The organism is Streptomyces albus subsp. albus (genome assembly GCF_000719865.1).
Taxonomy (GTDB): domain Bacteria; phylum Actinomycetota; class Actinomycetes; order Streptomycetales; family Streptomycetaceae; genus Streptomyces; species Streptomyces albus_E.
In genome coordinates, this window is record NZ_JOID01000012.1 from 1 (window position 1) to 24,349 (window position 24,349).

Consider the following 24,349-nt stretch of genomic DNA (forward strand, 5'->3'; position numbering starts at 1 on the left):
GAACGGACGCTTCCTTCGGCCCCGTCTCCGGGCCCTCCGGGCGCTTCCCTTCGGTGTTTCCAACCTTACCAGACGTTTTCCGGGCCGCTTTCCCGCCCGCATTCCGCTCCAGTGGCCGTTGGAATGGCCTTTGCCTTTCGGCTGACCCGACGTTATCAGATTTCTCCGGGCCGGATTTCCACCGCTTCGATTCACCTCCGGACGCACAGCGTCCCGGCGTTCCTCGTTCGGGGGAGATGCCAAAGTACTGGACGGTCGCGGCCGGAGGCAAATCGGCTCCGGTCGCGACCGTCCCTGACGCCGACGGACCGTCAGACGTCCACGACGACCGGCAGGATCATCGGACGCCGGCGGTAGTTGTCGGAGACCCACTTGCCCACCGCGCGCCGGATCAGCTGCTGGAGCTGATGCGCCTCGGCGATGCCGTCGGAGGCCGACCGTGCGAGCGCCTCCTCGATCTTCGGGACGACCGCGGAGAGCGCGGAGTCCTCGATACCGGAGCCGCGTGCCTGCAGATGCGGGCCTCCGACGATCTTTCCGGTGGTGCTGTCGACGACCACGAAGACCGAGATGATGCCTTCCTCGCCCAGGATGCGCCGGTCCTTGAGGGCCGGCTCCTTCACATCGCCGACCGAGAGGCCGTCGACGTACACGTATCCGGCCTGGACCTTGCCCGCGATCTTGGCGATGCCGTCGACCAGGTCGACCACGACGCCGTCCTCGGCGATGACGATGCGGTCCTGCGGCACACCGGTCAGCGCGCCCAGCTCCGCGTTGGCCCGCAAATGGCGCCACTCGCCGTGCACCGGCATGAGGTTGCGGGGCTTGCAGATGTTGTAGAAGTACAGCAGCTCTCCGGCCGAGGCGTGGCCGGAGACGTGGACCTTGGCGTTGCCCTTGTGGACGACGTTCGCGCCCCAGCGGGTCAGGCCGTTGATCACCCGGTAGACCGCGTTCTCGTTACCCGGGATGAGCGACGAGGCCAGGATCACCGTGTCGCCCTGGACGATGCGGATCTGGTGGTCCCGGTTGGCCATCCGGGAGAGCGCCGCCATCGGCTCGCCCTGCGACCCGGTGCAGACGAGGACGACCTCGTGGTCCGGAAGGTCGTCGAGGGTCTTGACGTCCACGACGAGGCCGGGCGGCACCCGCAGATAGCCGAGGTCCCGGGCGATGCCCATGTTGCGGACCATGGAGCGGCCCACGAAGGCCACCCTGCGGCCGTACTCGTGAGCGGCGTCGAGGATCTGCTGGATGCGGTGGACGTGGCTGGCGAAGCTCGCCACGATGATCCGCTTCCGGGCGCCGGCGAAGACCTGGCGGAGCACCCCGGAGATCTCACGCTCCGGCGGTACGAAGCCGGGAACCTCCGCGTTCGTCGAGTCGGCGAGCAGCAGGTCGATGCCCTCCTCGCCGAGCCGCGCGAAGGCCGGCAGATCGGTGAGGCGACGGTCCAGCGGAAGCTGGTCCATCTTGAAGTCGCCGGTGTGGACGACCATGCCGGCCGGGGTGCGGATGGCGACGGCGAGGGCGTCGGGGATCGAGTGGTTGACCGCGACGAATTCGCAGTCGAACGGGCCGATGCGCTCGCGGTGGCCTTCGCTCACCTCGAGGGTGTACGGGCGGATGCGGTGCTCCTGGAGCTTCGCCTCGATCAGCGCGAGGGTCAGCTTGGAACCGATCACCGGGATGTCCTGCTTCTCGCGGAGCAGGTAGGGGACGCCGCCGATGTGGTCCTCGTGGCCGTGCGTGAGCACGATGCCGTCGATGTCGTCGAGGCGGTCCCGGATGGACGTGAAGTCCGGCAGGATCAGGTCAACTCCGGGCTGCTCCTCCTCGGGGAAGAGCACCCCGCAGTCGACGATCAGCAGACGTCCGCCGTACTCGAAGACGGTCATGTTGCGGCCGATCTCGCCGAGACCGCCGAGCGGGGTGACGCGGAGGCCGCCTTCGGGGAGTTTCGGCGGCGAGCCGAGCTCGGGATGCGGATGACTCAAAGGACTCTCCTCACCACGCGCGTCCGTGACCCCCGCCGTGCCCCGGCGCGCGGTACGGGCGGCGGGGCACGGCGGAGAGGGCGTGGCGCGCGTGACATTCGTGCACGTGCGTTAGGTGTCGTTGTGGAGTTGTGGAGTAGCGCGGATGCGCGGTCATGCGGATGTGCGGATGTTCAGAGCTGTACCCCGCCGGCCGCCAGATCGCGCCTGAGCTGCTCGGTCTCCTCCTCGGAGAGCTCGACGAGCGGCAGCCGGAGCGGACCGCCGGGGAGTCCCAGCCGGCCGAGTACGGCCTTGGTCGTGATGACGCCCTGGGTGCGGAACATGCCCGTGAAGACGGGCAGCAGCTTCTGGTGGATCTCGGTCGCCTTCTGGACGTCACCGGAGAGGTGCGCTTCGAGCAGGGCGCGCAGTTCGGGGGTGACGACGTGGCCGACGACGGAGACGAACCCCACGGCGCCGACCGAGAGCAGCGGCAGGTTGAGCATGTCGTCGCCGGAATACCAGGCGAGACCGCTGCGGGCCAGCGCCCAGCTGGCGCGGCCGAGGTCGCCCTTGGCGTCCTTGTTGGCGACGATCCGCGGGTGCTCGGCGAGCCGGACGATCGTCTCGGTGTTGATCGGGACGCCGCTGCGGCCGGGGATGTCGTAGAGCATCACCGGCAGGCCGGTCGCGTCCGCGATGGCCGAGAAGTGCCGGAAGAGGCCCTCCTGCGGCGGCTTGCTGTAGTACGGGGTGACGGCCAGCAGGCCGTGCGCTCCCGCCGCCTCGGCGGCACGGGCCAGCTCGACGCTGTGCCGGGTGTCGTTGGTGCTGGCTCCGGCGACGACGTGGGCCCGGTCGCCGACGGCCTCGACCACGGCCCGGACGATGTCGGCTTTTTCCGCGTCGCTGGTGGTCGGGGACTCACCGGTGGTGCCGTTGACGACGATGCCGTCGTTGCCGGCGTCCACGAGGTGGGCGGCGAGGCGCTGGGCGCCGTCGAGGTCGAGGATGCCGTCCGCGGTGAACGGCGTGACCATGGCGGTCAGGACCCGCCCGAACGGGGTCTGAGGAGTGGAGGTCGGAGCCATGGGTCCCACGCTACTCGTAGCGCACCGCGAGGCGCTCCCTCGGGGAGCCGGGAAGTGGAACCCGGCACTGCCTGCTCGGGGGTTCAGGCAGTGCCGGGTCCGGTTTCTCACCCTAGAGGAACCTCATAAAACCCCGCAATACGGGCGCCTCGCACGGCGTATCCGGACATCCGGGACCTATGGTGCGACACGCCCGTTGGCGTTGAAGGCGGCGTGGGTGAGGGGCATGAGCTTCGCCCACTCCGCCTCCATCCGCTCCCCCACCATCTCGATCTCCCGCTGCGGGAAGGAGGGGACTGCCGCCTGCTCGTGCCGGGTGCGCAGCCCCAGGAAGTGCATCAGCGAGCGCGCGTTGCAGGTGGCGTACATGGAGGAGAAGAGGCCGACGGGAAGCACCGCCCGGGCGACCTCGCGGGCGACGCCCGCGGCGAGCATCTCCTGGTAGGCCTCATAGGCCTGGCGGTAGCTCTCCTCCATCACCCGGCCGGTCAGCGCGCGCTGCTCCGCGGAGCCCTCCACGAACCGGTACTGGCCGGGCCGGCCCTCCTGGACGAGCCTGCGGTCGTCCCCCGGGACATAGAACACCGGCTGGAGCTCGCGGTAGCGGCCGGACTCCTCGTTGTACGACCAGCCCGCCCGGTGACGGTGGAACTCACGGAAGACGAAGATCGGCGCGCTGACGAAGAAGGTCATCGAGTTGTGCTCGAAGGGGCTGCCGTGACGGTCGCGCATCAGGTAGTTGATCAGCCCCTTGGAGCGCTCCGGGTCCTTGCGGAGCTCGTCGAGGGACTGCTCGCCGGCGGTCGAGACCCGGGCGGCCCACAGCACGTCGGTGTCGGAGGCGCTGTGCTTCACGAGCTCGACGGTCACATCGCTGCGGAAGCTCGGTTTGGCGGTCTCGGCTGGGGCGTCGGTCACGGTCGGGTCCTTCCCTGGTGTCTCTGGGCGGCGCCCAGCTTACGGGCCGGGGCTGACGGTCCACGGGGGCGCCGGCGCGCGGGCGTCCTCCGCGGGCGGCGGCCCTGAGGTGGTCGGGACCGGGTGGAGGTCGATAATCTCACCGGGCACAGCCTGTTCGAGCGTGCATACGAGTGAGGACCAGTCGTGCCCCTGACCTTCCTGACGGCCGACCGCGCATTCGACGAGGCCGCGGACGACGTCGCCCTGCCGCACCAGGACGTGAACCGCTGGCGCCGCCCGTACCGCCCCGGCCCCTGGCGGGTCGGGGCGGCCGCGGTTCTGCTGCTGCTGGCCTCGTACATGCTCGTCGCGGCGGTGATCGTCGCCCTAGCGGGCGCGTTCTCCGGGACGGTCACGGCGGTGGTCTCGGCCGGTGTCGTGATCGCACTGGCGCTGCGGGTGCTGCGCATGGGCGCGTGGGTGAGCGCGCACGGGCTGCGGCAGGTGTCCCTGTTCACCACGCGCACCGTGCCCTGGCAGCGGCTGTCCCGGGTCCGGACCGTGCAGCAGCCGGTGAAGTGGCTCGGGCTGCCGCGCACCGTGCAGGGCCAGGCGCTGGTCGCGTCGGCCGGCGGCGAGGAGCCGCTGCGGCCGCTGCTCACCGACCACAACGCCGACTTCCTGGGCCGCCCGGGGTCCTTCGACCGGGCCGCGGACGCGGTGGAGGGCTGGGCTGCGCACTACGGCCGGTGAGCGCCCCGGCCCCACCGGCCCGGTCTTCCCGGTGCACGTGAACCCGTGGGTCCGTGCGGGGCCGGACACCGGTTCGCCGCAAGGAGCCCACCGGTATCCGGGTACGCCGGCGGCCCGCCTCCCGGTACGGCGGGCGGCGGGCCGGCAGGCGCGGCACGGGTGTCAGGCGCGGACGGGACGCCCGTCGTGCAGGGCGATGGCCCGCTGCATGGCCTTCCGGGCGCGCGGGGTGTCCCGCGCGTCGCGGTAGGCGACGGCGAGCCGGAACCAGACCCGCCAGTCCCCGGGCGCCGACTCGGCCTCGGCCTTGCGGCGGGCGAAGACGGCGTCGGCCGAGTCGCGGTCGATCCGGCCGCTCGGGGTCCGCACCAGCTCGTCGACGGGCAGGCCGCCCTCGGCCTCCAGCTCGGTGGCGAGCCGCTCCGCGTCGCGGGCGAACCGGGTGGTCTGCCACAGGAACCAGACGCCGATCAGCGGTATCACCAGCACGGAGACGCCGAAGGTGACGGTCAGCACCGTGCCCTGCCCGATCAGCGCCAGGCCCCGGCCGCCGGCCAGGACGAAGTAGACGCAGAGGACCCCCGCGAGAACGCCGTAGGTGATCTTGTCGCGCATGGCCGTCAGTCCAGGTCCAGGAAGTGTTCCAGGCCGAAGGTCAGACCGGGCGCGGAGACCACGCGCCGCACGCCGAGCAGGATTCCCGGCATGAAGCAGCTGTGGTGCAGGGAGTCGTGGCGGATGGTGAGCGTCTCGCCGGTGTCGCCGAACAGCACTTCCTGGTGGGCGAGCAGGCCGCGCAGCCGTACGGAGTGCACCGGCACGCCGTCCACGTCGGCGCCGCGCGCCCCGTCGAGCGCCGTGGTGGTGGCGTCCGGCTGGGGACCGCGGCCGGCCTCGCGCCGGGCGCCGGCGATGAGCTGTGCGGTGCGGGTCGCCGTGCCCGAGGGGGCGTCCGCCTTGGTCGGGTGGTGCAGCTCGACGACCTCGGCGGACTCGAAGTACCGGGCCGCCTTCCGGGCGAACTCCATGGTCAGCACGGCGCCGATGGAGAAGTTGGGCGCGATCAGCACACCGGTGCCGGGCGACTCGGCGAGCAGTCCGCGCACGGTCTCCAGGCGCTCGTCGGTCCAGCCAGTGGTGCCGACCACCGCGTGAACGCCGTTGCGGATCAGGAACTCCAGATTGCCCATCACCGCGTCGGGGTGGGTGAGATCGACCGCGACGCGGGCCTTCGCCCCGGTCAGCGCGACCGGGTCGTCGTCGCGGTCGAGCGCGGCGACGAGCTCCATGTCCTCGGCGGCCTCCACCGCGCGGACGGCCTCGGACCCGATGCGCCCCTGGGAGCCCAGGACTGCCACTCGGAGCTTGCTGCTCATGGCGGGTTGTTCCTCACTTCTTCCGTGAACCGGCCGGCCGGCCCGCTGGGGGCCGGCGGCGGCCGGTGAGCTGACGTGCCGGCCTCCAGTGTGCCGCCGCGGCCGGGCGGGCCGTCAGGCCACCACCTCGTGGAGACGGTCGGCCTGCCGGTCCCCCAGCGGCCCGATGACCGACAGCGAGGGCCGCTGTCCCAGCAGATCACGCGCCACCTGGCGGACCTCGTCCGGGGTGACGGCCGCGATCCGGCCGAGCATGTCGTCCACCGACATCTGGTCGCCCCAGACGAGCTCGCCCTTGCCGATGCGGTGCATCAGGGCCCCGGTGTCCTCCAGGCCGAGGACCGTGGAACCGGAGAGCTGTCCCGTGGCCCGCCGGATCTCCTCGTCGGTCAGCCCGTGCAGCGCGGCCTGCTCCAGCTCGTCGCGGCAGAGCTTGAGGACGTCGTGGACCTGTCCGGGGCGGCAGCCGGCGTAGACGCCGAAGAGGCCGCAGTCGGCGAAGCCCGTGGTGAAGGAGTAGACGGAGTAGGCCAGTCCGCGCTTCTCCCGGATCTCCTGGAAGAGCCGGGAGCTCATGCCGCCGCCGAGCGCGGTGTTGAGGACGCCGAGCGCCCAGCGCCGGTCGTCGGTGCGGGGCAGACCGGGCATGCCCAGCACCACATGGGCCTGTTCGGTGCTCCGGGTGAGCAGATCGACGCGTCCGGCGGAGCGGACGGCGCGGCTGCCGGAGCGCGGTCCGACCGGCTCCGCGTCCGTACGGGAGAGCGCGCCCGCCTGTTCGAAGGCGGCGTGGACGAGCTCGGTGATCCGGTCGTGGTCGACGTTGCCCGCGGCGGTGACGACCAGGTGCGTCGGGTCGTAGTGCTTCTTGTAGAAGCGGGCGACGCGGTCGCGGGTGAGCCCCTCGACCGTCTCGACGGTGCCCAGGACCGGGCGGCCGAGCGGGCTGTCGCCGAGCATGGTGCGCGCGAAGAGGTCGTGGACGCAGTCGTCCGGGTCGTCCTCCGTCATGGCGATCTCTTCGAGGATGACGCCGCGCTCGGACTCGACCTCGCCCGCGTCGATGACCGAGGAGGTGAGCATGTCGCAGAGGACGTTGACGGCCAGCGGGACGTCACGGTCCAGCACCCGCGCGTAGTAGCAGGTGTACTCCTTGGTCGTGAAGGCGTTCATCTCGCCGCCCACGGCGTCCAGCGCGGCGGAGATGTCCAGCGCGCTGCGCCGCCCGGTGCCCTTGAAGAGCAGGTGCTCCAAGTAGTGAGTGGCGCCGCCCAGAGCCGGGGTCTCGTCGCGGGAGCCGACGCGCGCCCAGATGCCGAAGGTGACCGAGCGGACCGTCGGAAGGGTCTCGGTGACGACCCGCAGGCCGCCGGGGAGGGTGGTGCGGCGGACCGTGCCGGTGCCGTTGTCGCCCGGGAGGAGCGTTTCGGTACGGCCGACGGCCCGCCCCTCCGAGGAGGTGCGGGCCGTCGGGCGGTGTGATCCGCCCGCAGGGGACAGAGAGGTCACTTGGCGGCTTCATCCTTCGTCTGCGGCTGGGCCTCGGGCTTGGCGGCGTCGCCGCCCTCCTCGTCCATGACCGGGATCAGCGAGAGCTTGCCGCGCTGGTCGATCTCGGCGATCTCCACCTGGACCTTCGCGCCGACCTTGAGCACGTCCTCGACGTTCTCCACGCGCTTGCCGCCGGCGAGCTTGCGGATCTGCGAGATGTGCAGCAGGCCGTCCTTGCCCGGCATCAGCGAGACGAAGGCACCGAAGGTGGTGGTCTTGACGACCGTGCCCAGGTAGCGCTCGCCGACCTCCGGCATCGTCGGGTTGGCGATGCCGTTGATGACCGCGCGGGCGGCCTCGGCGGCGGAGCCGACGGCGGCACCGATGTAGATGGTGCCGTCGTCCTCGATGGTGATGTCGGCGCCGGTGTCCTCCTGGATCTGGTTGATCATCTTGCCCTTGGGGCCGATGACCTCACCGATCTTGTCCACCGGGATCTTGACGGTGATGATCCGCGGGGCGTTCGGGGACATCTCGTCCGGGACGTCGATGGCCTCGTTCATCACGTCCAGGATGTGCAGACGGGCGTCGCGGGCCTGCTTGAGGGCCGCGGCCAGCACGGAGGCCGGGATGCCGTCCAGCTTGGTGTCGAGCTGGAGGGCGGTGATGAACTGCCGGGTGCCGGCGACCTTGAAGTCCATGTCGCCGTAGGCGTCCTCCGCACCGAGGATGTCGGTGAGGGTGACGTAGTGCGTCTCGCCGTCGATCTCCTGGGAGATCAGGCCCATCGCGATGCCTGCGACCGGCGCCTTGAGCGGCACACCGGCGTTCATCAGCGACATGGTGGAGGCGCAGACCGAGCCCATGGACGTCGAGCCGTTGGAGCCCAGCGCCTCGGAGACCTGGCGGATCGCGTACGGGAACTCCTCGCGGGTCGGGAGGACCGGGAGGATCGCCCGCTCGGCGAGCGCGCCGTGGCCGATCTCGCGGCGCTTCGGCGAACCGACGCGGCCCGTCTCGCCGACGGAGAACGGCGGGAAGTTGTAGTTGTGCATGTAGCGCTTGCGCGTCTCGGGCGCGAGCGTGTCCAGCATCTGCTCCATGCGGAGCATGTTGAGGGTGGTGACGCCCAGGATCTGGGTCTCACCGCGCTCGAACAGCGCCGAACCGTGCACCCGCGGGATCGCCTCGACCTCGGCGGCGAGGGTGCGGATGTCCGTGACACCGCGGCCGTCGATGCGGACCTTGTCCTTGATGACGCGCTCGCGCACCAGGGACTTGGTCAGCGCGCGGTAGGCGCCCGAGATCTCCTTCTCGCGCCCCTCGAACTGCGGCAGCAGCTTCTCGGCGGCCAGCGCCTTGACCCGGTCCAGCTCGGCCTCGCGGGCCTGCTTGCCGGGGATGGTGAGCGCCTGGGCGAGCTCGTCGCGGACCGCGTGGGTCAGCGCCTCCAGGACGTCGTCCTGGAACTCCAGGTAGAGCGGGAACTCGCCGACCGGCTTGGCGGCCTTCGCGGCGAGGTCGGCCTGGGCCTTGCAGAGCGCCTTGATGAAGGGCTTCGCGGCCTCCAGACCGGCGGCGACGACCTCCTCGGTGGGTGCCTCGGCGCCGCCCTTGACCAGCTCGACGGTCTTGGTGGTGGCCTCGGCCTCGACCATCATGATCGCGACGTCGCCGTCCTCCAGGACACGGCCCGCGACGACCATGTCGAAGACGGCGTCCTCGAGCTCGGTGTGGGTGGGGAAGGCCACCCACTGGCCGCCGATCAGGGCGACGCGGGTGCCGCCGATCGGGCCGGAGAAGGGCAGGCCCGCGAGCTGCGTGGAGCAGGAGGCGGCGTTGATCGCGACCACGTCGTAGAGGTGGTCGGGGTTGAGCGCCATGATCGTCTCGACGATCTGGATCTCGTTGCGCAGGCCCTTCTTGAAGGAGGGGCGCAGCGGCCGGTCGATCAGGCGGCAGGTGAGGATGGCGTCCTCGGAGGGGCGGCCCTCCCGGCGGAAGAACGAGCCGGGGATGCGCCCGGCGGCGTACATCCGCTCCTCGACGTCGACCGTCAGCGGGAAGAAGTCGAGCTGTTCCTTGGGGTTCTTGGACGCGGTGGTGGCCGACAGCACCATGGTGTCGTCGTCCAGGTAGGCCACGGCCGAGCCGGCGGCCTGACGGGCCAGGCGGCCCGTCTCGAAACGGATGGTGCGGGTGCCGAAGGAACCGTTGTCGATGACGGCCTCGGCGTAGTGGGTCTCGTTCTCCACCAGGAAAATCTCCTCGTCTGCGTCCCCCTGCCCGTGTGGCGGGGGACGATGGCGGTGGAGCGCCCCTGCCGCTCACTCCGCGGGCCGGGCCGGTCTTCGATCGAAGCCTCCGGAGACGGCTGCCTCCGACGGCCACTACCGAGGACCGGCGCCTGGGGCGACGGTGCGGCGGTGAGGTGGGCGCTCCCCCTCATACGTTGTTCTCTTGTTCCGACCAGACTACAAAGCTTCCGCTTCCGTCACACGACGGAGTGGTCCGGCCGGTGTCCGGCGCTGCGCGGCGCACAGGCGCACGGACGGCGCATACGGCGACATGCGGCGCATACCGCGCGTACGGCGAAGGGAGCGGCCCCCGGGGTGGGAACCGCTCCCTTCACGGCGTCTTACTTCGCGCCCGCCGCACCGCGGCGGATGCCCAGGCGCTCCACGAGTGCGCGGAAACGCTGGATGTCCTTCTTCGCCAGGTACTGCAGCAGCCGGCGGCGCTGGCCGACCAGGAGCAGCAGACCACGGCGGGAGTGGTGGTCGTGCTTGTGGGTCTTGAGGTGCTCGGTGAGGTCCGAGATGCGGCGGGTGAGCATCGCGACCTGGACCTCGGGGGAACCGGTGTCACCCTCCTTGGTCGCGAACTCGGCCATGATCTGCTTCTTCGTAGCGGCGTCGAGCGACACGCGGTACTCCTCTTGGTGTGGATGTCGGCCGCCGAGTGCCCCTGGTCTTGTTCACAGGGAAGCTTCCGTGACTCGGGAGGCCCGGGCCTGCCGGCTTCGCCCCCGGACTGCCATGCCGGGAGACGCCTGTACACAAGGCCGTGACCCACAGTACCAGCATGGAAGCGGGCGGAAGACCGCGGGGAAGGAGCCCCGTCCGGGGACACCGGGGAACGGCCGTCCGGTGCGGCCGGCGGCTCAGCCGCTGGTCATGCTCCGTGCCGCGGAGTAGACCTCCAGCACCGCCAGGCACAGGGGCACCAGGGAGAGCAGGAAGAGACCCTCGGCCAGATCGAGGAAGCGTCCCCAGAACGGGGTGAGCCCCTTCTTCGGCACGATCAGCGCCACCGCGGTCAGCAGGGCCGCGCCCGCGGCGACGGCCGCCGTCAGCCAGACCGTCCGGAGGTCCATGGCGGCCCGGTCGCCGCCGGCCAGTTCCACGACCGATCCGGCCGGCGGGTTGAGGGCGAGGCCGAGCACCAGCAGCGCGAGGGCGGCGAGACCCGCCGCCAGGACACATCCGACCTGTGAGGTGTAGCGGAAGAGCCGGGCGCGCAGCAGCATCGCCAGACCTGTGGACAGTGCGAGCAGTTGTCCCCACAAGGACTCGGAAAACCCGAGAACGGCCGCGGAGACGGTGACGACGACCGCGCAGCCGGCGACGAGGCCGAGCAGCATCTCGTGTCCGCGACGGGCCCGGTCCGCGATGCCGTCGGCGTCGACGGGCTCGGGCTCGGGAAGCGAGTCGGGGTCGGAGTCGAACTCGCGGTCGCCGGCGGCACGCGGCGGGGCGTAGCCGATGGGCAGCCGGGCGAAGCGGGCGGACAAGCCGGGCAGGAACGCGATCGCGCCGATGGCTGCGGCGGCGCAAACGGCCGCCGCGTCGGTGGCGGACGCCTCCGTGAGGACGGCCAGGAAGGTGGCGAGGGTGCCGGTGGCCGACAGCACGGTGGCGGCGACGAAGGGCGCATCCCCGCTGGGCGACAGGGCGGTCAGGGCGACAGACGCCAGCAGGACGCAGGCGCAGCCGATCAGGAACTGCAGCCTGCCCGGCCCCTCGCCCGCCTCCGGGGGGAGAAGGCCGGTGCCGGCGATCAGCAGGTGGGGCAATCCGCCGAGACCGAGGACCGTGGCCGAGGCCCGGTCGCCGTAGATCCGGGCGCGCACTGCCGCGAGTGTGGTGAGCAGCAGGCCCGCGGCTCCGGCGATGACGCCGGGCAGACCGTGCATGTCGTGCCGCACCGGGTCGGCGTACCAGAGGACGAAGCCCATCAGGACGAGCAGCAGGACTGCGCCGGCCAGGCCCGCGCCGCGCAGCAGGTCGTCGCTCCAGCGGTGCCGGTCGCGGGTGACGGCGGAGGCGACGGCATCCGATACGTCATCGAACACGGCGGGCGGGAGGGACTGGGCGAACGGGCGCAGCATGAGCACCTGCCCGTCCACGACCTTCTGTGCGGCGAGCGAGCGGGCACTGTCCAGCACTGTGCCGTCCCGGCGGACCAGGTGGTAGCCCGGGGGTGTGCCCAAGGACTGTGACTGGCCCGTCAGCCGGAGGATCTCCGGGCAGACATCGGCCACGGCGATATCGTCGGGCAGGGCGACGTCGATACGGCTGTCGGGCGCCACGACGGTGACGCGGCAGAAGCCGGTCGCGGAGGCCGTACTCACCTGTGTTCTCCCCCTTGTTGACTGCTGCGGGCGCTTCGCGCAGCGTCACCCTACCGGCACGCCCGGTGCCGGTCTGCCAGTAGGATCACCGTCGCCCGGGACGGCCGCCGCCACGGGGGCGCGGCATGAACTTCCGTACATCGCCGAGGGATTGGTGCTCCGGTGAGCCAGATCGTCGTCAAACGCCCGCCACGGTCCCTGCCGCCGCCGGTACCGACGGAGGAGGTGCGCCTGCAGGCGCCGCCGGAGCTGCCGCGCGGCCAGCAGGAGGGCGTGCTGATGCAGTTGCTGCCCATGCTCGGCATGGGCTCCTCCGTGGTGTTCTTCTTCATGCCGCAGGCACCACCGTTCATGCGCATCATGGGCGTGCTGATGATGGTGTCGACGGTGGCGATGGTCATCGCGCAGCTGGTGCGCTACCGGCGGGGCACGCAGGGGCAGGTGGCGGATGTCCGCCGCGACTACCTCAAGTACCTCGCGCAGACGCGCCGCAAGGTGCGCAGGACGGCACGGGCGCAGCGGGAAGCGCAGCTGTACCTGCACCCGGCACCGGAGCAGCTGTGGGCCGTGGTCGCCGAGGGCGGCCGGGTCTGGGAACGGCGCATCGCGGACGAGGACTTCGGCCAGGTCCGCGTCGGGCTCGGGGCTCAGCAGCTGTCGACGCCGCTGGTGGCTCCGGACACCGCTCCGGTCGACGAGCTGGAGCCCCTGGCGGCCGGTGCCATGCAGCGCTTCCTCGCCGCGCACGGCACGCTCGACGGACTGCCGATGGCCGTGTCGCTGCGCGCGTTCTACCACCTCACCGTCTCCGGGCAACCGGAGTCCGCGCAGGCCACGGCGCGCGCGCTCATCGGGCAACTGGCCGTGCTGCACTCGCCGGAAGACCTGATGATCGCCGTGGTGGCGGGGCCGGGCGCGGTGGCGCGCTGGGACTGGACGAAGTGGCTTCCCCACACCCAGCTGCCCGGTTCGGTCGACGGGGCGGGCACCAAGCGGCTGTTCGGCGACGACCTGGGCGAGTTGGAGCGGCTGCTGGGCGGCCGGCTGGAGGGCCGGCCGCGGTTCAGCCGGGACGGCCGGCCGCTGCTCGACCAACCGCATCTGGTGGTCGTCCTGGATGGCGGCATGGTGCCGCCGGATTCCGTCTTCGCCGCCCCCGAGGGACTGCAGGGGGTGACCATCGTCGAGATGGTCGCGGGTGAGCTGGACGAGCAGCGCGGCGGTCTGTCCGTGGTCGTACGGCCGGGGCGGCTGCGGCTGGAGTCCGGCTCCGGGGCCTCGTACGAGGGGGTGCCGGACGCGCTGCCCCCGGAAGCGGCGGAGGCTCTCGCCCGGCAGTTGGCGCCGTTGCGCGCGGGCACCGGTGACGACGACGAACCACTGCTGGCGAACCTGGACTTCACCGAGCTGCTGGGCCTGGGCGACGCGGCATCGGTGGACGTGGACCGGACCTGGCGGCCGCGTTCGCAGGCCGAACGGCTGCGGGTGCCGATCGGTGTCGGCGAGGGCGGTCAGCCCGTCATGCTCGACCTGAAGGAAGCCGCACAGGACGGCATGGGCCCGCACGGCCTGTGCGTCGGCGCGACCGGTTCCGGCAAGTCGGAGCTGCTGCGCACCCTGGTGCTCGGCCTCGCGGTCACGCACTCCTCGGAGACCCTCAACTTCGTTCTCGCGGACTTCAAGGGCGGCGCGACGTTCGCCGGCATGTCGCAGATGCCGCACGTCGCCGCCGTCATCACCAACCTGGCCGACGACCTGACGCTCGTCGACCGCATGGGCGACTCGATCCGCGGCGAACTGCAGCGCCGGCAGGAACTTCTGCGCGCCTCCGGCAACTACGCCAACCTCCACGACTACGAGAAGGCGCGCGCCGCCGGGGCGCCCCTGGAGCCGCTGGCATCGCTTGTCCTGGTGATCGACGAGTTCAGCGAACTGCTGACCGCGAAGCCGGACTTCATCGACATGTTCATCCAGATCGGCAGGATCGGCCGCTCGCTCGGTGTGCATCTGCTGCTGGCCTCGCAGCGACTGGAGGAGGGCAGGCTGCGCGGACTCGACACCTATCTGTCGTACCGGATCGGTCTGCGCACCTTCTCGGCGGCGGAGTCGCGCACCGCGCTGGGCGTACCGGACGCGTATCACCTGCCCTCGGTGCCGGGCTCCGGATACCTCAAGTTCGGCACGGACGAGATGACGCGCTTCAAGGCGGCGTACGTCTCCGGCGCGTACCGGGCCGGGACGACGGCCACCGCGGGCCCGGACGAACTGCCGGTCGAACGCCGGCCGGCGCTGTTCACGGCGGCGCCCGTGCCCGTCGTCCACACGGTGCCCGACCCCGCCGCGCTCCTGACGACGGCGCGGAGGGACGACGAGGCGCTGGCGGACACGGTGCTCGATGTGATCGTGCGGCGGCTGGAAGGCCAGGGTGTGCCCGCGCACCAGGTGTGGCTGCCGCCGCTGGACCGGGCGCCGGCGGTGGACCAGTTGCTGCCGCCGCTCACCGTGTCCGCCGAACGCGGTCTGCACGCGCTGGGGTACGGACGGCAGGGCGCGCTGGCCGTACCCCTCGGCCTCATCGACAAGCCGTTCGAACAGCGGCGCGAACTGCTGGTGCAGGATTTCTCGGGCGCGGCGGGGCACATGCTCGTCGTCGGTGGCCCCCAGTCCGGGAAGTCCACGCTGCTGCGCACCCTCGTCTCCGCTTTCGCGCTCACCCACACACCGGACGAGGTGCAGTTCTACGGGCTGGACTTCGGCGGCGGCGGACTGTCGGCCCTCGCCGACCTGCCGCATGTCGGCGGGGTCGCCTCGCGGCTGGACCCGGAGCGGGTGCGTCGTACGGTGGCCGAGGTGGCCGGTGTGCTGGCCAGGCGGGAGGAGTTCTTCCGCGCGAACGGCATCGACTCCATCACCACCTACCGGCGCCGCCGGGCGACGGGGGAACTGCCCGGCGAGGAGTGGGGGGATGTGTTCCTCCTCGTCGACGGCTGGGGCGCTTTCCGGCAGGACTACGACATGCTGGAGGCGGTCGTCACGGACATCGCCGGGCGCGGCCTCGGCTATGGCGTCCATGTCGTCGTCACCGCCTCCCGTTACATGGAGGTCCGCGCGGCGCTCAAGGACCAGATGCTGGGCCGGCTGGAGCTGCGGCTCGGCGACGTCATGGACTCGGAGTTCGACCGCAAGGTGGCCGCGAATGTCCCGAAGGGGGTCCCGGGGCGCGGCCAGGTGCCGGAGAGGCTGCACTTCATGACGGCGCTGCCGCGGATCGACGCCGGTGGCGCGGGTCCCGAGGGTCCGGATGCGGGCGGTGCCGACGATCTGTCGCAGGCCACGGCGGCGTTTGTGCGGGCCGTGCGCGAGAGCTGGCAGGGCCCGCCGGCCCCGGCCGTCCGGCTGCTGCCGCGCAAGCTGCCGGCGGACCGGCTGCCGAAGGGCTTCGAGCACCCGGGACTGGGTGTCGCGATCGGCATCGACGAGACGAATCTGGAGCCGGTCTTCGTCGACTTCGAGACCGACCCCTTCTTCCTCGTCTTCGGGGAGAGCGAGTCCGGCAAGACGGCACTGCTGAGGCTGATCGCCAAACAGTTGTCGGAGCGGTACGCCCCGGAACAGGCCCGGATCGTGGTCGGCGACTACCGGCGCACCATGCTGGAGGCCGTACCGGAGAGCCATCTCCTGGAGTACGCGCCCATCGCGTCGTCCATGCAGATGCACATGGAGGCCATCAACACGGTGATGGAGAAACGCGCCCCCAAGCCGGACATCACCCCGCAGCAACTGCGGGACCGGAGCTGGTGGAGCGGGCCGCAGATCTTCGTCATCGTCGACGACTACGAACTCGTGGCGGCCAACTCGGGCAATCCGCTCGCGCAGTTGGTCGAAAACCTGCCGTTCGCGCGCGACGTCGGTGTGCGCTTCATCATCGCGCGGAACGCGGCGGGCGCCTCGCGGGGCATGTACGAACCGTTCATGCAGCGCGTCAAGGAGCTCGGCGCCCAGGGCGTCGTCCTGTCCGGCGACCGCGGCGAGGGCGACATCCTCGGCAACGTCCGCGCGCAGCGGATGCCGCCGGGGCGGGGCATCTTCGTCTCGCGCAAACGCGGCACCCCACTGGTCCAGCTGGGGTGGCTGCCCGACCGGTAACCACCGGCGGCCGCCGGTGAGCAGGTCGGCGGCCGACCAGACGCTTGCCCTCACGGCGACCCGATCGGGTGAGTGCGGGCCCGGGCGCCGTCTCGCTAACGTTGCCGGGGGGTGGCTAACGTCCTTGTACACCCGGCGAGTTGCGCAGACCTCTGCGGTGCCGCCGCTGGGCGAGCGGGTTGCACAGCCAGGACCACAGACCGATCGACAACCGGGGGACAGGATGGGTTTCGACGAGGAATGGCAGCAGGCGCGCGCCGAAGCGGCGAACCGGATGCGGCTGGCCGGCGCGGACGACGGCACCGGGCGCGGTGAGCCCGGCACCAGTGCTGCCGATCTCGCGCTCAGCTCCCGGCAGCTGAAGAGCATCGGCCATGAAGCCTACGAGCTCTACGCCGGTCTGTCCGCCGGGGGGAAGCACGCGTCGGGCACGAGTGACGCGGCCGCGGTCGACCTCAAGGCGGACGGCTTCGCGACGGGCTCCGCGCTGGCAACCGCGGTCGATACCTGGAACAGCCAGGTGTCGACGCTGAAGGACGCCTGCGCACGGATCCAGATGCATCTGGAGGGCTCCACCACGGCGCATCACGAGCACGAGCGGGATGTCGTCGCCAAGCTGTCCGTGTCGAAGATCGACCAGTACTTCCGCTGAGGAGCTGAGCCCCGACATGCCGGCCTTCGAAGACGTCCTGGGCGTCAAGCTCGCGAACCTGAGCGAAGCAGTGACCGAGTGGACCACCACCATCGAGAAGCTCACGGACCTGGCCGAGCGGGCCAATGACGTCATGGCCGTCAAAGCCGACCGGGCGGACTGGCGCGGTGAGAACGCCGGCGTCACCCGGCCCTTCATCACCAAGACGGCGAAGGAGTTCAACGACGCGGTGAAGGAGGCCACTTTGCTGCGGGACACCCTCCGCGACGCCCACACCGCCTTCACCCGGCACAAACGAGCCTTGGAGAAATTGGTGCAGGAGGCTCCGCGGCAGGACCTGCACATCGACGGCAGAGGCTTCGTCCGGTCGACGAAAGGCGAACCGCTCATCACCTCGGGAACGAACCGTGTCGGCACCCCTCTCCTGACCGAGGAGTCACCCGGGGAGCAGGCAAAGGTCGACGCGATGGTCGGCCGCATCAAGAAGGTCCTGAGCGAGGCGGCCGAGGACGACCGCAGGTTCTCCCAGACCCTGGCGGCCGTCACTGGCAAGGACCCGCACAACTTCACCAGCTACTCCAGTCTGGAAGACGCCACCGAAGCCCTGGCCGTACAGGCCGCCAAGGAGGCAGCCGAACTGGGGAGCAAGCCGAACCCGACGCAGGAGGAGCTCATCCGCTTCAACAGCCTCCTGGCCGCCCACAAGAACAACACAGCGTTCGGTGAAGCCCTGGCGACGGAACTGGAGGCGGAGAAGACCCTCGAGATGTGGGCGAACCTGGCCGACCCCTACCAGCGGACTCCCGATCCCGAACGGGCGAAGATCCTGGAGGAAGTGCAGAACAACCTCTCGGTCACCCTGGCGTCGGCCACGCAATCCTCCAGCTCCGAGATGCAGGCCTGGGAGAAGAAGGTGATCGCCCTCGGAGACAACCGGCTGGGCATCGACGCCGCCGGCAATCCCTACGGCTTCCAGGTCATGTCCAGCCTCATGCGTAAGGGAGAGTTCGACAAGGGCTTCCTCCGCGAATACGGCAACGCCCTACTTGAGCTGGACAAGAAACACAACGAACGGCCCGGGTCCTTGTGGACCGGCTACGCCAACACGGAAACCGACCTGAACTACGGGGAGGGCGAGGACCGCGGCCGGGACCCTGTCACCGGATTCCTGGAAGCACTCGGCCACAACCCGCAGGCCGCCACCGAGTTCTTCAAGCAACCGGGCGGCGCCGGCGAATTCGTCGACCGCGACTCGGAGATCAACAAACACCTGGCCTACCTCACACAGGAACGCGAGTGGACGCCGGACGCCGGGGCCGGAAGTGAGGCCGACACGATTCACGGGCGCAAGGCGCTGGGCCACGCCCTGGAGGCGGCCACCACCGGATACGCCTACGACGCACCCGAACTCACCGGTGAGAGCGGGCTCGTCCAGGTGGAAGAGCGCCGCAGCGCGGAAACCGCCGCCGTCATGGAGCAAGTCGTCCACATCTACGGCAGCGACAACTCCCTCGTCCACGAACAACCGGAAATGGCGGACAGCCTCGGCCGAATGGGCAGCGCCTACATCGACGACCTCAACTACACCCTCTCCGGCATCGGCGACAGTAGCGCCGGTAAAGATGAGAGCGATTTTCCTGCGAAATATAAAGGGAGAGCTGAATTCGGCCGCACCAACACTATCGATTTCTTCAGCATTATGGGACAAAACGAAACAACCCACGCCTACATGACGCGGGCGGAGGTCGTGTACACACTCACCTCCCTCGAGGCATTCCCTGCTACTAATGATGAGAATTACGGGCACGGAAGGGACGTCCTCCATACGCACGCCGAAGCGCGGGGGATCCTGGACGCCGCACGCGCGAATCAGGCCGCAAGCGAGCACACACAGGGTTCGGAAGAGCATAATAAATCACTGGGAAGATCCACGGAATGGACAAAGTTCGCCATCGGCACCGCTGTTGGTGCTGGAATCGCATGTCTTCCCGTACCAGGATCCGGAGCAGCGGGTGCAGCAATCGTTCCCTTGGTGAGCGAAACCAGCGGAGAAGCCGTCAAGACTTTCCTCGGACAACAAGCCGACAAATCGGCAGAAAAAGCGGAGGATGATCCATCAGAAATCATCCAGGTAACTCGCGATGAATTTTTCACTGCGGGAGAGAACGACATCGCCAACACCTATCTGCAGTACTTTGAAGGCAAACCCCGGGCGGAGGACATGGCAGACGAAGAAAACCTGATCGATGATCTCAAGAATGCTTACACAGGAATCGGTCCAGAAGCTGACAAATATCGAGGTAAGCCTCCCTACAAGGGGGATTGAATCATGCCGACAGCCCGACAGGTAATCGCCACATTGGCCATAACGTGCACATATCTCCTCACCTCGGCGTGCTCCGCGGACCCCTCCCCCACCCAAGGAGAGTACTCCGCGAGCGAAGTTTGTGACGCCACCCTCGAAAAGAAGGCTGCACACCATCTGGAATCGCTGACCGGAGCCAATACCTTCGACGTACCCAACATCGTCCACCGAAAGCAATTGGCGGATAGGCTTCGTCGCGCGCCGGAAGAAGCGAAGTATCACGAGTTCTGCAGAATCTACACCGCCGACTCCAACGGCGTACCCGCGGCCACATTGGAATTCCGCCGGCGTTCGCCGTTTTCCGGGTCACGGAAGAAGGATGAGTGGATAACATACAGAACCGGGCAGCACGCCCATACGAGCGATGACGGAGCCAGTCTCTATTTCCACTGTCCGTCCAGCGATGCCGGGCCCGATGATCAGTACGTCAAAGGCGTACTCTGGGCCGGAAAGAGAGAGATTGCCCCGGACCGGTTCAGCACAGCCACTATTTCAATCCTCAACAGCGTTTCCCGTAGGCTGGCACAAGAACTGGGTTGTGCAAAGGAAGCCAGGTTGACCGCTGGAACCCCTCGAGTTGAGTCTTGAACGGCTTGGCCGCCCAGTCTCGCCTGCAGCGATCCAGCGCTCACCGCGGCGGTAGCCGACTAGCCTCGGGAAGCGCCGTCACGACAATGAGGGCTGTGACCCCGACTGCCCGAGCCCACGGTCCGCCAGACGCCGGCAGTGTCGTGCGGTCTTGTAGAACCAGGTCCGGGGCGTCGTGTGCCGCGGACCGTGGCTGCCGTTCCTGAAGGGAAGTTGGACTGATGGCTGATGAGCAGGAGAAGGCCGAGCTGTACGCGCTCGACATCTCGGGTGTCGAGTGGCTCAGTGCTCCGGGTAGTGAGTCGGAGGAGCGGGTCGAGATCGCGTATCTGCCCGGCGGAGCCGTGGCGATGCGGTCCTCGGCGGACCCCGACACCGTGCTGCGGTACACCGAGGGCGAATGGCGCGCCTTCGTTCTCGGGGCCCGGGACGGGGAGTTCGACATCCGCTGAGACGCGAGCCGTCCGCCCCGCGGATAGGTCAGTGAGCGGGGCCGGCCGTCGGACGGCCGGCCCCGCTCACTGTTGTCAGGAAGTGGCGCGTCAGCGCCTCACATGGACATCCGGAAGCGGGCCGCGTTGCCACGGTCGGTGTCCTGGTAGCCCACGACGGACTGGTCCAGGCGCTCGGCGATGAGCTTGAGCTTGCCGGTCATCTCCTCCATCTGGAGGTCCACGTCCGCCTGGATCTCGGCGTAGGCCTGCCCGGCCTCACCACGCCAGTCGGCGGTGAAGCGGGTGACGTCCGCCATGAGGTCGCCCAGCTTGCCGGCCAGTTCCCGGGAGGTTACCCGGACGTCGTTGGCCGCCTGGGTCACCGTGTCGTAATTGACGGCAGTTTCCACGTCTTCTCCTCTGTGATGGTGCTTCTGGTGCGGGAACGGGCAGTTGCTAGATCATGTCGAGGATCTTGCTCTGGCCCGCGCCGGTCTCGCCCATCTGACGAAGCTGCTGGACGCGCTCCTGCTCGTCCGCGGTGAAGCCCTTGACGCCCAGGCGCATCGCTTCCTCCAACTGGACAAGCCGGACCAGGATCCGCTTGAGGTTCTCGTTCACACCTCGCTGGACCGAGTCGTACTCCTGGCTCGCGGCGCCCTTCCAGCCCGCCTGGATCCGGTCCACGACGTCGTTGAGGGACCTGATGCGGTTCTGGAGCTCATGCTGGAAGGCGTCGATGCGCCCGGCCAGGATGAGTTGGTTGTCATCGTTGACGGCGAGATTGGTCCCTGCCATGTGTTCTCCTTCTCATCGATGACAGCGCTGAGTGCCGCCATCAGGGGTTCTTTGTCTGGGCCTTGCGGCGGCGGACCAGCAGCACTGCCGCGGTGAGCAGAGCCGCCGCTCCCGCTCCGCCTGCGATCGGCCAGAGGGCTTTGCCGCCGCCGTTGCCGTCGGCCTGCGCGGCCGGCTGGGCCTCGCCCTTCCCGTCCGCCGTCCCCGTCTTCGGCGGGCCATCGGGCCCGGGCCCGGCGGACGATGGCTGCTCACGGGCGGCCATCAGGGGGTTGACCGCCGGCGGACCCGGGTCACCCTCCTTGTCCAGGAGCACCTTGCGGGGGCGGACGGTTCCGTAACCGACGTATTTGCTGGGGACTTTGCCGGTCTCGGGCTTGCCGGCCGTCTCCATCATGACGCGGAGGACCTGATTGGCCGTCCAGTCCGGGTGCTCGGACCAGATCAGGGCTGCGGAGGCGGAGGCGATGGCGGTGGCGTTGCTGGTGCCTTCGGTATCGCAGTAGCCCGTGCCCTGCTTGCAGGGAACGGTGATGTCGACTCCGGGAGCAGCGAGGGCGACTTCAGGACCGTGGGCGGAGAAATCGGCGACCTTTCCCATCTTGTCGACCGCTGCCACTCCCACCACTCCGGGGACTTGAGCCAGCAGGGACGCCGCGTTTCCGCTCTTCCCGGTGTTACCGATTCCGGCGAAGATGAGCTTCCCCTCGCCTACCGCTTCTCTCAGCGCCTTGTGGATGTCCTCCGTCTCGGATGACGGGATCTCCGTCGCCACCGACAGGTTGACGATCCGCGCATCGCTGGTCGCAGCGAATTCCACCGCCTGCACCATGTCCTTGCCACTGGTCAGCGTGACGCCCGCACCGGTCCTGACGGGCAGAATGCGCGACTTGGGAGCCAGCCCCGTCACGCCACCGCTCCGCCCCGTGCCGGCGATCAGAGCGGCCATGGCGGTGCCGTGACCGTCGGTGTCCCGGTGGGCACCGCCCCGCAACTCTGAGACGTTCTTACCCGGCAGCACCTGCCCGTGCAGTTCGGGAAGTGAAGCGTCCACACCGGTGTCGATCACGGCCACCGTGACCCCCTGCCCGGCGCTGACTTCCCACATGCGTTCCGCCTCCATGGCATCAAGAGGCCATTGACGGGAGCGCACATCGTCTGCCGCCGCCGTCGACACGGCAGGGCCCCCAAGGGAGATACTCAGCGTCGCGAGCAGTGTCAGCAGCGGCCTGGTGTACCGCCGAACAGCGAATGACGACCGAGGCATGGCCGGGTGACTCCTCATATGCGTAGCGTCCATCACGGCTAGTCGATCACTGGTGGCATGGGCCTGTGCCGGCCACTCGTCCAGGTCTCTTCGTCTTCGAGTAGGTAATCCGGTCTCTCTTCTGAGGGCTCGGCATCAGCGGCCGCCCGGGGTGCACGCGAGGAACTCGCGCCGGATACCGGCGTGTTCCTCACCAGTCCCGCCCCGCCCGGAGTGAAGTCCGCCCGCCCCCGGGCGCCCGGTCGTGTATTCCCCACCGCTCCACCGGGTTGAACGGCGACTCGCCGGGCTTGGGCCCCTCCGGGGCCGCCGGCGCGGGAGCCGGTGGCCCCCGTCGGCGCGCCCGCACCGGCGGAGCCTCTTCCCATGAGCCGCTGTTCCTCACCTGCGACCACGCCTCTCGGCAGCCGGGAAGTGCTCGGCGGAGGGCTCGACCGCTGAGGCACACCGCCGACGACGCCGTCCGGTGCACGGCCTCGCGAGGCGCCTGTCGGAGGAGTTGAAGGACGCCCGCCGCCAGGACCGTTGGACGGTCCGGTGCGCGCCGCCTTTTCGGCGGCCTGTGGAGGGGAGATGACCGTGACCGGCGCCACGGGGTGGACTGTGGGACCACTGTGGGGTGTGGGGAGAGACGGCCCTGCGGGCCCTTCCCTCCGGAGGCCGGACTCCGGCCGAGTGGTTCCCTCGGTCGAATCGATGACGGTTCCCACGCCGGCGTCCCTGCCCTGCGCCTGGCCTTCGGTAGCCGCCCCCGGCGCGGTCCCGTTCGCCGCACTGCTGTGGGCTGCTCCGAAAGGCGAGAACGGTCCGGTGCCCTCCCGTCCCTGAGTCCCGGCCGTCGCTCCCCCGTCCTGCGCGGCAGTCGGCCGACCCTGGTCGATCGGGCGCCACCCCCCGTCCATCGGACGGAAGTTCGGCTCCGGCTCGGCCGCCATGCGGTCGGAGACCGCCGTGTAGTAGGAGCTCAGGCGGTTGAGCTGGTTGATCGCCTCTTCGCGCTTGAGTTCCTCGTCGGCGATGCGAGCCTTCTCCTTCTCCGGATCGGCGAAGCACTGGCCCGCCGGGGCGGGGACGGCGGCGCGGGCCTCGGTCAGGGCTTGGCCGGCGCGTTCCATCTCGGTGCCCATGACCGTGCTGTACTCGGCGAGCCGGAGGGTTTCCCGGACCATGTCCTGGCCCCACTCGCGGAAGGCGTCGCCTGCCTCGCCCTTCCAGGCGACCCGGGCGACGTACTCCCGGAGTTCACCCGCGATGCCGTCGATCTCCGAGCCGATGCCGGCCAGCGCCTCGCCCGCCCCGGTCAGGTCCGCGGGCTTCGCGCTCGCCACCATCGCGTATAAGGCGTCGAGTGAGCGGCCTTCGAATTCGTCGGGCCCCGCCATGGCCGCCTCCCCCTGTCGCCTCAGAAGCCTTCGGTCGTCCTGCCGTCGCCGAGTTCGGAACCGTCGGGCGCGGTGTTCTCGTCCCGCCCGGGCGGTCGGTAGTGCTCGGCCGTCTCGGCCTGGATCTCGCGGAAGCGGGCCGCTCTGGCCGCTTCGATTCCCTCGTAGTCACGGTCGGCCATGTCAACCGCGAGGCCCATGGCCTCGATCTGCCGGCCGAAGAGCGCGGACAGCTTCTCCAGCCGGGTGCGCACCGTCTCGTACTGCTCCGCAATCCGTTCCGCGGCCGCGAAGCCGCTGCCGAAGGCGGCCGGAGCGAGGGTGCGTTCACCGATCTTCCGCGGCGTCGCCGGGGACTCCGCCAGCTCGGTGAGGAGCTTGTCGATGCGCGACTTGAAGGTCTGCAGCGCCATGCCCTCGACCGACAGGTCCCGGTCGGCACCGCCGTCTCCGTTCCTCAGCCTGTGTTCGTCCCCCACGTGTCTCCCCCGATG

General features: G+C 69.7%; 20 protein-coding genes. 6 read left to right on the top strand and 14 right to left on the bottom strand.

Annotation, left to right across the window (positions count from 1 at the left end; translation table 11 throughout):
* Nucleotides 1–311 precede the first annotated feature (311 nt).
* From IF83_RS0113595 to thyX, 3 genes are all read right to left on the bottom strand, one after another.
* On the bottom strand, nucleotides 312–1,997 hold the full coding sequence (locus IF83_RS0113595) for a ribonuclease J (protein WP_030544410.1): 1,686 nt from the start codon (nucleotides 1,995–1,997) through the stop codon (nucleotides 312–314).
* Between the two features lie 173 nt (nucleotides 1,998–2,170).
* The gene (gene dapA / locus IF83_RS0113600) at nucleotides 2,171–3,070 is read right to left on the bottom strand and encodes a 4-hydroxy-tetrahydrodipicolinate synthase (RefSeq protein ID WP_030544411.1); all 900 of its coding nucleotides are present in this window, start codon (nucleotides 3,068–3,070) and stop codon (nucleotides 2,171–2,173) included.
* A 177-nt stretch (nucleotides 3,071–3,247) separates the two neighbouring features.
* On the bottom strand, nucleotides 3,248–3,988 hold the full coding sequence (gene thyX / locus IF83_RS0113605; RefSeq protein WP_030544412.1) for an FAD-dependent thymidylate synthase: 741 nt from the start codon (nucleotides 3,986–3,988) through the stop codon (nucleotides 3,248–3,250).
* A 186-nt stretch (nucleotides 3,989–4,174) separates the two neighbouring features.
* Here thyX and IF83_RS0113610 point away from each other — a divergent pair, with 186 nt between their 5' ends.
* Nucleotides 4,175–4,723, top strand: a complete 549-nt coding sequence (locus IF83_RS0113610) for a hypothetical protein (RefSeq protein WP_030544413.1) — start codon at nucleotides 4,175–4,177, stop codon at nucleotides 4,721–4,723.
* 162 nt (nucleotides 4,724–4,885) lie between these two features.
* Here IF83_RS0113610 and IF83_RS0113615 read toward each other — a convergent pair whose 3' ends face one another.
* The 6 genes from IF83_RS0113615 to eccD all read right to left on the bottom strand — a co-directional run bounded on the left by IF83_RS0113615 (nucleotide 4,886) and on the right by eccD (nucleotide 12,223).
* The gene (locus IF83_RS0113615) at nucleotides 4,886–5,338 is read right to left on the bottom strand and encodes a tetratricopeptide repeat protein (protein ID WP_030544414.1); all 453 of its coding nucleotides are present in this window, start codon (nucleotides 5,336–5,338) and stop codon (nucleotides 4,886–4,888) included.
* Nucleotides 5,339–5,343: 5 nt separating this feature from the next.
* A complete protein-coding gene (dapB, locus tag IF83_RS0113620) occupies nucleotides 5,344–6,099 on the bottom strand; it encodes a 4-hydroxy-tetrahydrodipicolinate reductase (RefSeq protein ID WP_030544415.1) in 756 nt (251 codons plus the stop codon).
* A gap of 114 nt (nucleotides 6,100–6,213) precedes the next feature.
* Nucleotides 6,214–7,599 carry a M16 family metallopeptidase gene (locus tag IF83_RS0113625; RefSeq protein WP_030544416.1) on the bottom strand — a complete coding sequence of 462 codons (1,386 nt, stop codon included), beginning with the start codon at nucleotides 7,597–7,599 and terminating at the stop codon, nucleotides 6,214–6,216.
* A gap of 5 nt (nucleotides 7,600–7,604) precedes the next feature.
* Entirely contained in the window at nucleotides 7,605–9,845 is a 2,241-nt protein-coding gene (locus IF83_RS0113630; RefSeq protein ID WP_030544417.1) for a polyribonucleotide nucleotidyltransferase, read from the bottom strand.
* A gap of 383 nt (nucleotides 9,846–10,228) precedes the next feature.
* A complete protein-coding gene (gene rpsO, locus IF83_RS0113635) occupies nucleotides 10,229–10,516 on the bottom strand; it encodes a 30S ribosomal protein S15 (protein ID WP_019709763.1) in 288 nt (95 codons plus the stop codon).
* 237 nt (nucleotides 10,517–10,753) lie between these two features.
* Complete coding sequence (gene eccD / locus IF83_RS0113640) at nucleotides 10,754–12,223, bottom strand: type VII secretion integral membrane protein EccD (RefSeq protein ID WP_030544418.1); 1,470 nt, start codon at nucleotides 12,221–12,223, stop codon at nucleotides 10,754–10,756.
* Between the two features lie 162 nt (nucleotides 12,224–12,385).
* Here eccD and IF83_RS0113645 point away from each other — a divergent pair, with 162 nt between their 5' ends.
* The 5 genes from IF83_RS0113645 to IF83_RS0113660 all read left to right on the top strand — a co-directional run bounded on the left by IF83_RS0113645 (nucleotide 12,386) and on the right by IF83_RS0113660 (nucleotide 20,426).
* Nucleotides 12,386–16,369 carry a type VII secretion protein EccC gene (locus IF83_RS0113645; protein ID WP_030544419.1) on the top strand — a complete coding sequence of 1,328 codons (3,984 nt, stop codon included), beginning with the start codon at nucleotides 12,386–12,388 and terminating at the stop codon, nucleotides 16,367–16,369.
* 223 nt (nucleotides 16,370–16,592) lie between these two features.
* Nucleotides 16,593–17,021, top strand: a complete 429-nt coding sequence (locus tag IF83_RS0113650) for a hypothetical protein (RefSeq protein ID WP_030544420.1) — start codon at nucleotides 16,593–16,595, stop codon at nucleotides 17,019–17,021.
* 16 nt (nucleotides 17,022–17,037) lie between these two features.
* Nucleotides 17,038–19,347 carry a hypothetical protein gene (locus IF83_RS0113655; RefSeq protein ID WP_030544421.1) on the top strand — a complete coding sequence of 770 codons (2,310 nt, stop codon included), beginning with the start codon at nucleotides 17,038–17,040 and terminating at the stop codon, nucleotides 19,345–19,347.
* A gap of 3 nt (nucleotides 19,348–19,350) precedes the next feature.
* Complete coding sequence (locus IF83_RS33720) at nucleotides 19,351–19,974, top strand: hypothetical protein (RefSeq protein ID WP_158711046.1); 624 nt, start codon at nucleotides 19,351–19,353, stop codon at nucleotides 19,972–19,974.
* A gap of 221 nt (nucleotides 19,975–20,195) precedes the next feature.
* Nucleotides 20,196–20,426 carry a DUF397 domain-containing protein gene (locus IF83_RS0113660; protein ID WP_019710519.1) on the top strand — a complete coding sequence of 77 codons (231 nt, stop codon included), beginning with the start codon at nucleotides 20,196–20,198 and terminating at the stop codon, nucleotides 20,424–20,426.
* A 98-nt stretch (nucleotides 20,427–20,524) separates the two neighbouring features.
* On the opposite strand, the gene IF83_RS0113665 is transcribed toward IF83_RS0113660, so the two are convergent.
* The 5 genes from IF83_RS0113665 to IF83_RS30240 all read right to left on the bottom strand — a co-directional run bounded on the left by IF83_RS0113665 (nucleotide 20,525) and on the right by IF83_RS30240 (nucleotide 24,334).
* Nucleotides 20,525–20,818 carry a WXG100 family type VII secretion target gene (locus IF83_RS0113665; protein ID WP_030544422.1) on the bottom strand — a complete coding sequence of 98 codons (294 nt, stop codon included), beginning with the start codon at nucleotides 20,816–20,818 and terminating at the stop codon, nucleotides 20,525–20,527.
* A gap of 46 nt (nucleotides 20,819–20,864) precedes the next feature.
* On the bottom strand, nucleotides 20,865–21,206 hold the full coding sequence (locus IF83_RS0113670) for a WXG100 family type VII secretion target (RefSeq protein WP_030544423.1): 342 nt from the start codon (nucleotides 21,204–21,206) through the stop codon (nucleotides 20,865–20,867).
* A 40-nt stretch (nucleotides 21,207–21,246) separates the two neighbouring features.
* Entirely contained in the window at nucleotides 21,247–22,314 is a 1,068-nt protein-coding gene (locus IF83_RS0113675) for a S8 family serine peptidase (RefSeq protein ID WP_244177061.1), read from the bottom strand.
* A gap of 197 nt (nucleotides 22,315–22,511) precedes the next feature.
* Entirely contained in the window at nucleotides 22,512–23,855 is a 1,344-nt protein-coding gene (locus tag IF83_RS0113680) for a hypothetical protein (protein WP_030544425.1), read from the bottom strand.
* Between the two features lie 20 nt (nucleotides 23,856–23,875).
* Nucleotides 23,876–24,334, bottom strand: coding sequence for a hypothetical protein (locus tag IF83_RS30240; protein ID WP_051722757.1), 459 nt, complete (start codon nucleotides 24,332–24,334; stop codon nucleotides 23,876–23,878).
* Between the last annotated feature and the right edge of the window lie 15 nt (nucleotides 24,335–24,349).